Source organism: Domibacillus sp. PGB-M46 (genome assembly GCF_022668875.1).
Taxonomy (GTDB): Bacteria; Bacillota; Bacilli; order Bacillales; family Domibacillaceae; genus Domibacillus.
Window position 1 is genome coordinate 39967 of sequence record NZ_JAKGCR010000030.1, and the last position, 7375, is coordinate 47341.

Annotated in this window: 8 protein-coding genes; all 8 read left to right on the plus strand. The window is 44.1% G+C overall.

Annotated elements, in window-relative coordinates:
- Window positions 1-5 precede the first annotated feature (5 nt).
- The 8 genes from L2D08_RS21315 to lysS all read left to right on the plus strand — a co-directional run bounded on the left by L2D08_RS21315 (window position 6) and on the right by lysS (window position 7016).
- Entirely contained in the window at window positions 6-773 is a 768-nt protein-coding gene (locus tag L2D08_RS21315) for a type III pantothenate kinase (RefSeq protein WP_242237050.1), read from the plus strand.
- A 15-nt stretch (window positions 774-788) separates the two neighbouring features.
- Window positions 789-1664, plus strand: a complete 876-nt coding sequence (hslO, locus tag L2D08_RS21320) for an Hsp33 family molecular chaperone HslO (protein WP_242237052.1) — start codon at window positions 789-791, stop codon at window positions 1662-1664.
- Window positions 1665-1807: 143 nt separating this feature from the next.
- Window positions 1808-2728 carry a cysteine synthase A gene (gene cysK / locus L2D08_RS21325; protein WP_242237054.1) on the plus strand — a complete coding sequence of 307 codons (921 nt, stop codon included), beginning with the start codon at window positions 1808-1810 and terminating at the stop codon, window positions 2726-2728.
- Window positions 2729-2808: 80 nt separating this feature from the next.
- Window positions 2809-3630 (plus strand): dihydropteroate synthase, encoded by an 822-nt coding sequence (folP, locus tag L2D08_RS21330; RefSeq protein WP_242237056.1) that lies wholly within the window; start codon window positions 2809-2811, stop codon window positions 3628-3630.
- Entirely contained in the window at window positions 3623-3988 is a 366-nt protein-coding gene (folB, locus tag L2D08_RS21335) for a dihydroneopterin aldolase (protein ID WP_242237058.1), read from the plus strand. Before folP ends, folB begins: the two co-directional genes overlap by 8 nt.
- A complete protein-coding gene (gene folK, locus L2D08_RS21340; RefSeq protein ID WP_242237060.1) occupies window positions 3985-4497 on the plus strand; it encodes a 2-amino-4-hydroxy-6-hydroxymethyldihydropteridine diphosphokinase in 513 nt (170 codons plus the stop codon). Before folB ends, folK begins: the two co-directional genes overlap by 4 nt.
- Window positions 4498-4517: 20 nt before the next feature.
- The gene (gene dusB / locus L2D08_RS21345; protein ID WP_242237062.1) at window positions 4518-5516 is read left to right on the plus strand and encodes a tRNA dihydrouridine synthase DusB; all 999 of its coding nucleotides are present in this window, start codon (window positions 4518-4520) and stop codon (window positions 5514-5516) included.
- A gap of 15 nt (window positions 5517-5531) precedes the next feature.
- Window positions 5532-7016: a lysine--tRNA ligase gene (gene lysS / locus L2D08_RS21350; protein WP_242237065.1), complete on the plus strand. Its 1485-nt coding sequence runs from the start codon at window positions 5532-5534 to the stop codon at window positions 7014-7016.
- Window positions 7017-7375 lie beyond the last annotated feature (359 nt).

The following is a 7375-nucleotide window of genomic DNA, read 5'->3' on the forward strand; positions in this document are numbered from 1 at the left end:
TGAAGGTGATTTTTGTACTGGATGTAGGGAATACCAATACTGTGCTCGGTGTATACAAAGGGGAAACGTTAGAACATCACTGGCGCATTGAAACGAACCGGAATAAAACCGAAGATGAATACGGCATGATGATTAAAAGCCTGTTTCAGCATGATGGCCTGCAGTTTGAACAAATTGAGGGCGTAATTATTTCTTCTGTTGTTCCGCCAATTATGGCAGCACTCGAGCGCATGTGTGAAAAGTATTTCCACACAAAGCCGCTTGTCGTCGGACCAGGTGTGAAGACCGGCTTGAATATTAAATATGAAAATCCGCGTGAAGTTGGAGCCGACCGGATTGTAAACGCAGTGGCCGGCATCCATGAATATGGCACGCCGATCATTATTGTTGATTTTGGAACAGCGACGACCTATTGTTATATCGATGAAAGCAGCCATTACATGGGCGGTTTGATTGCACCGGGCATTGGCATTTCTACAGAAGCCCTTTATACAAGAGCTTCTAAGCTGCCACGTATTGAAATTGCCCGTCCGGAAACTGTAGTCGGGAAAAATACGGTTTCGGCTATGCAGGCCGGCATTTTATACGGCTATGTAGGCCAGGTTGAAGGAATTGTCAGCCGAATTAAAAAGGAATATAACGCGGACCCTACTGTTATTGCCACAGGTGGTCTTGCTGGTCTGATTGCAAAGGAATGCAGCATGATTGATGTAGTGGATCCTGATTTAACGTTAAAGGGCCTTCGGTTAATTTATAAGCGAAATACCCAATAAGAGAGGAAGAGGACTGTGAGCGATTATTTAGTAAAAGCATTAGCTTTTAATGGACAGGTTCGTGCGTATGCAGTGGATACAACGAAAACGGTCGGGGAAGCGCAAAGAAGACATGCTTCATGGCCGACTGCTTCTGCAGCGCTTGGACGTACAATGACAGCAGGCGTCATGATGGGTGCGATGATGAAAGGTGAAGAGAAAATCACCTTAAAGGTTGAAGGGAATGGTGAAGCTGGTCCCATTCTTGTAGACAGCGATGCGAAAGGCAATGTGCGCGGCTATATTACGCGCCCGCAAACGCATTTTGATTTAAATGAACAAGGGAAGCTGGATGTGCGCCGGGCGGTCGGCACAGAAGGAATGCTGACTGTCGTCAAAGACTTGGGCCTGCGTGAAAATTTCAGCGGCCAGACGCCAATCGTCTCTGGAGAATTGGGCGAAGATTTTACGTACTATTTCGCTGTTTCTGAACAGATTCCTTCCTCTGTGGGAGTAGGCGTGCTTGTTAATCCAGATAATACTATTTTAGCTGCCGGCGGATTTATCGTGCAGCTGCTGCCGAATACAGATGATGCGACGATTACGATTTTAGAGGAGCGCATCACAACGATGGAGCCAATATCAAAACTGATCGAACGCGGATTAACGCCTGAGCAGATCTTGATTTACATCCTCGGTGAAGAAAACGTTAAGTTTTTAGAAACGATGCCAATCCAGTTTAACTGCAAGTGTTCAAAAGAGCGCTTCGGGAATGCAATTATCAGCCTGGGACGCGGGGAAATCCAGGAAATGATCGATGAAGACCACGGAGCAGAAGTGCAATGCCATTTCTGTAATGAGAAATACCAATTCTCTGAAGAAGAGCTGGAGCAATTAAAGCAAGAAGCATAAAAGTAAAAAAACCTGCCTTTAAAGGCAGGTTTTTTTGTAGCTTCCTCGAACTTAAATTAAAGTAATTGACTTTTCACTAAAAAGCTGGTAAATTCTATATAACCAATAAAAATACTCGGCATTTAACTGGAGGTAACAAATTCATGGTACGTGTGGCAAATTCAGTAGCAGATTTAGTTGGTCAAACACCTGTTGTAAAACTAAACAGTGTGGTGGGCGAAAACAGTGCAGATGTTTACGTAAAACTTGAATATATGAACCCGGGCAGCAGTGTAAAAGATCGTATTGCGCTTGCGATGATCGAAGCAGCTGAGAAAAAAGGCAACCTGCAGCCAGGCGGTACACTTATTGAACCAACAAGCGGAAACACGGGAATCGGTCTTGCAATGATCGCAGCTGCAAAAGGCTATAAAGCGATTTTAGTTATGCCTGAAACAATGAGCATGGAGCGCCGCAATCTTCTTCGTGCTTACGGTGCAGAGCTTGTGCTTACACCGGGTCCTGAAGGCATGGGTGGTGCAATCCGTAAAGCAAAAGAGCTTGCAGAAGAGCATGGCTATTTCCTGCCTCAGCAATTTGAAAACGAAGCAAATCCTGAGGTTCACCGCTTAACAACAGGAAAAGAAATCACAGAGCAATTTGATCAGCTTGATGCGTTTGTATCGGGTATCGGTACAGGCGGTACTATTACAGGAGCAGGCCAGGTGATCAAAGAAAAATGGGAAAATGCAAAGGTTTTTGCAGTAGAGCCGAAAGATTCACCGGTTCTTTCAGGCGGAAAACCAGGCCCGCATAAAATTCAAGGGATCGGTGCAGGCTTTGTGCCAGCGATCCTTGATACACAAATTTATGATGAAGTCATTCAAATTGATAACGACACAGCATTTGAAACAGCACGCCGTGTTGCGCGCGAAGAAGGAATTCTTGGCGGGATTTCATCTGGTGCCGCTATTGCAGCTGCGATTCAAGTCGCTGAAAAGCTTGGCAAAGGCAAAAAAGTATTGGCGATTCTTCCATCAAACGGAGAGCGCTACTTGAGTACACCGCTTTATCAATTCGATTAATTGAGCTTCGGCCAGACTGCTAAAAGCAGTCTGGCTTTTTTTCATGTTAAAATAGGGAATGGAAAAGGAGCGGTGTAAAAATGAAGGCAGGAAAGTTCATTCTTAATTTTGAAGAAGCGGTTCACGTAATGGGAATTTTAAATATTACACCCGATTCGTTTTCGGATGGCGGCCGTTACAACGAGAAGGAAGCAGCCGTACAACGTGCCGCACAAATGGTTGCAGACGGTGCACACATCATCGATATCGGCGGTGAATCCACACGTCCGGGTTATACACCGGTTTCTGTTGAAGAAGAAATCAGCAGAACGGTCCCTGTTATTGAAGCTGTATCTCGGGAAGTGGACGTCCCTATTTCTATAGATACATTTAAAGCGCGTACAGCCGAAAAAGCAGTAGAAGCAGGTGCGTCCATTATTAATGACATTTGGGGAGCGAAAAAGGAGCCGGATATTGCCGTGGTGGCGGCCCAAAAGCAGGTGCCGATTATTTTAATGCACAATCGTGAAGAAAAGAATTACACCAGCTTTATGAAGGACTGCTTAAACGATCTGGACGAAAGTATTACAATTGCCAAAAAAGCGGGAGTAGCCGATGACCAAATTATCGTCGATCCGGGCATTGGGTTTGCCAAAACAATGGAGCAAAATATTGAAATGATGCAAAATCTTGATCAGATTGCTGCTCTTGGTTATCCCGTCTTGCTCGGCACCTCGCGTAAACGGGTAATCGACTATGTTTTAAATGTGCCTGTAGAAGAACGGATGGAAGGAACAGGCGCTACCTGCTGCTTCGGAGCGCAAAAAGGCTGCCGCATTATGCGGGTTCATGACGTTAAGCCAATTGCCAGAATGATGAAGATGATGGATGCTTTAATCGGAAAGGAGCCGGATCGTGGATAAGATATACGTTACAGGAATGGAGTTTTGGGGCTACCATGGTGTATTTCCGGAGGAAAACAAGCTTGGCCAGCGGTTTGGTGCTGATGTAACCCTGCACGTTTCTTTGAAGAAAGCAGGTCAAACCGATAACCTGGAGTATTCCGTTAATTATGCAGACGTTTACCATGCATGTAAAAAAGTCATTGAAGGCGAGCCGGTCAAACTTGTTGAAACATTGGCGGAGCGAATCGCTGCCAGCATTTTAGGAGATTTTTCAGCTGTGAAGTCCTGCACGGTGAAAATTATAAAGCCGGATCCTCCTATTCCAGGTCATTACGACTTTGTTGCTGTTGAAATTACACGGGGGCGCGAAGAATGATCCACAAAGCTTATTTATCACTCGGCACTAATATGGGAAACAGGGAAGAACAGTTGAGGGAAGCTGTTCGTCAGCTGCAGGAGCAAAAAAACCTGCAGCTGCTGGCAGTCTCTTCTGTTTATGAAACAGATCCTGTCGGCTTCACGGACCAGCCGTCTTTTTTTAATATCGTGGTTAAGCTGAAAACATCCATGACACCATATGAACTGCTTGCAGCCTGCCAGGAAATCGAAAATAAACTAGGTCGTGAACGGATCGTTCGATGGGGTCCCCGTACAATAGACCTTGACATTTTACTGTATAATCACGACAATATTGAATCAGATAGTCTTATTATTCCTCACCCGCGAATGATAGAACGTGCTTTTGTGCTCATTCCGCTGGCAGAAATAGATACAGCAATAATGCTTCCTGGTACAAGTTTGCCGCTGGAGCAATACGTAGAAAGTGTACAAGGGAGAGAAGGCGTCAAGCTATGGAAAACAGCAGACGCCTTTTACCGCTTGTAATAACAGAAAGGTGATTATACATGTTCAATATCGGACCGGTTGAAATCAAAAACCGGGTAGTGCTTGCGCCGATGGCTGGCGTATGTAACTCTGCTTTTCGCCTTACAGTCAAAGAATTTGGCGCCGGCATGGTGTGCGCTGAAATGGTTAGTGACAAAGGGATTATTCTTCAAAACGCAAAAACAATGAATATGCTTTATATCGATGAGCGTGAAAATCCGCTTAGCCTGCAGATTTTTGGCGGCGAAAAAGAAACGCTCGTTCAAGCGGCAAGCTTCGTTGACAAAAATACGAACGCAGATATTATCGATATCAATATGGGCTGCCCGGTTCCAAAAATCACAAAATGTGACGCTGGAGCTAAATGGCTGCTTGACCCTGATAAAATTTACGAAATGGTTTCTGCAGTCGTAGATGCGGTGGACAAGCCGGTTACGGTAAAAATGCGTATGGGCTGGGATGAAGATCATATTTATGCAGTTGAAAATGCCCGTGCAGTAGAGCGTGCCGGCGGCCAGGCTGTTGCGCTTCATGGACGTACGCGTGTACAAATGTATGAAGGCCATGCGAACTGGGATATTATTAAAGAAGTAAAGCAGGCCATTAATATTCCGCTTATCGGAAATGGTGATGTTCAAACGCCGCAGGATGCTAAACGTATGCTTGAGGAAACAGGCTGTGATGGTGTTATGATCGGCCGGGCAGCGCTTGGAAACCCGTGGATGATTTATCAAACAGTTCATTACCTTGAAACAGGTGAACTGATTGGGGAACCAACACCCCGCGAAAAAATTGACGTATGCCTGCTTCATTTAGATCGCCTGATCGGCTTGAAAAATGAAAATGTAGCTGTACGTGAGATGAGAAAGCATGCGGCTTGGTACTTAAAAGGAATCCGTGGAAACGGTACAGTGCGTAAAGAAGTTAATAAATGTGAAACGCGTGACCAGCTTGCAACACTGTTAACCACATTTGTAAATGAAGTAGAAGAAAAAGAAGCGTCCAATCAGGCGGTTTAATTAGGAGTGAACGGAATGAGTGAAGAATTAAACGACCAGTTGTTAGTCAGAAGAGAGAAAATGCGGGCATTACAGGAAAAAGGCTTAGACCCGTTTGGCGGCCGTTTTGAGCGGAGCCACACAGCGGAAAGTATTGCTGCTGAATTCGAATCTTTTTCGAAAGAAGAGCTTGAAGAAAGAGGAGCGGAAGTAGTCGTTGCCGGCCGTATTATGACAAAACGCGGTAAAGGAAAAGCTGGATTCGCTCACGTACAGGACTTAACTGGACAAATTCAAATTTATGTACGAAAAGATGCAGTAGGTGAAGAACAATACGATTTGTTTACTTCAACAGACCTTGGCGACATTGTGGGCGTGAGAGGGAAAGTGTTTAAAACAAACGTAGGTGAGCTGTCTGTTAAAGCAACAGAATATGTGTTTTTAACAAAAGCGCTTCGTCCGCTTCCAGACAAGCACCATGGGCTGAAGGATGTTGAACAGCGTTACCGTCAGCGTTATTTGGACTTGATCACTAATCAAGAAAGCCAAAAAACGTTTATCACACGCAGCCGTATTATTCAATCAATGCGCCGCTACCTTGATAACAATGGTTATTTAGAAGTGGAAACACCAATGATGCATGCGATCGCTGGTGGAGCTGCAGCTCGTCCGTTCGTCACTCATCATAATGCACTTGATATGGAACTATATATGCGGATTGCGATTGAGCTGCACTTGAAGCGTTTAATCGTAGGTGGTATGGAAAAAGTGTATGAAATTGGCCGCGTATTCCGTAACGAAGGTGTATCGACACGCCACAATCCTGAATTTACAATGATTGAGCTGTATGAAGCATATGCAGATTATAAAGATATCATGAGCTTAACTGAGAATGTAATTGCTCACGTGGCGCAGGAAGTGCTCGGTACGACAACGATTCAATATGGAGAAGATACAGTAGAATTAAAACCAGAATGGCGCCGTCTTCATATGGTGGATGCAGTAAAAGAATATACAGGCGTTGATTTCTGGAAAGAAATGAGCGATGAAGAAGCACGGGCACTTGCGAAAGAACACGGCATTGATTACAAAGAAACGATGCAATATGGACATATTGTCAACGAGTTCTTTGAGCAGAAAGTAGAAGAAGAGCTTGTTCAGCCTACGTTCATTTATGGACACCCGGTTGAGATTTCACCACTGGCGAAAAAGAATCCGGAAGATCCTCGTTTCACGGATCGTTTTGAGTTGTTTATCGTTCGTCGTGAACACGCTAATGCTTTCACAGAGCTCAATGATCCAATTGATCAGCGTGAACGGTTTGAAGCGCAATTAAAAGAGCGTGAACAAGGAAATGATGAGGCGCATGAAATGGATGATGATTTCATCGAAGCATTGGAATACGGTATGCCTCCAACAGGCGGTTTAGGTATCGGCATCGACCGTTTGGTTATGCTTTTAACGAATGCTCCATCTATTCGTGACGTTCTTCTATTCCCGCATATGAGACATAAAGATTAATAAATAAATCTCCGGTGAAAACACCGGAGATTTTATTTTGAAAAAACTTTTAAAAAAAGCTTGCGTCGGGTGAATCACGATGGTATATTTATATTCGTTGTCAGCAACATAGAACAACAAACTGAAAAAACATTTCAAAAAAGCGATTGACTTCACTTGAAAGAAATGTTAAGATATTAAAGTCGCAAATGACACATTGAACATTGAAAACTGAACAAAATCAATAAAAACGTCAACGTTTTAAATTTTTATCTTCTATTAAAAACACCCCGTGTTTTAATAGAAACAAATGAGCAAGTCAAACTTTTTTGGAGAGTTTGATCCTGGCTCAGGACGAACGCTGGCGGCGTGCCTAATAC

What these genes read in the sequence shown, in the direction of transcription:
- lysS (WP_242237065.1), top strand. Translation starts at nt 5,532, where the DNA reads ATGAGTGAAGAATTAAACGACCAGTTGTTAGTCAGAAGAGAGAAAATG.
- cysK (WP_242237054.1), top strand. Translation starts at nt 1,808, where the DNA reads ATGGTACGTGTGGCAAATTCAGTAGCAGATTTAGTTGGTCAAACACCT.
- folK (WP_242237060.1), top strand. Translation starts at nt 3,985, where the DNA reads ATGATCCACAAAGCTTATTTATCACTCGGCACTAATATGGGAAACAGG.
- dusB (WP_242237062.1), top strand. Translation starts at nt 4,518, where the DNA reads ATGTTCAATATCGGACCGGTTGAAATCAAAAACCGGGTAGTGCTTGCG.
- folP (WP_242237056.1), top strand. Translation starts at nt 2,809, where the DNA reads ATGAAGGCAGGAAAGTTCATTCTTAATTTTGAAGAAGCGGTTCACGTA.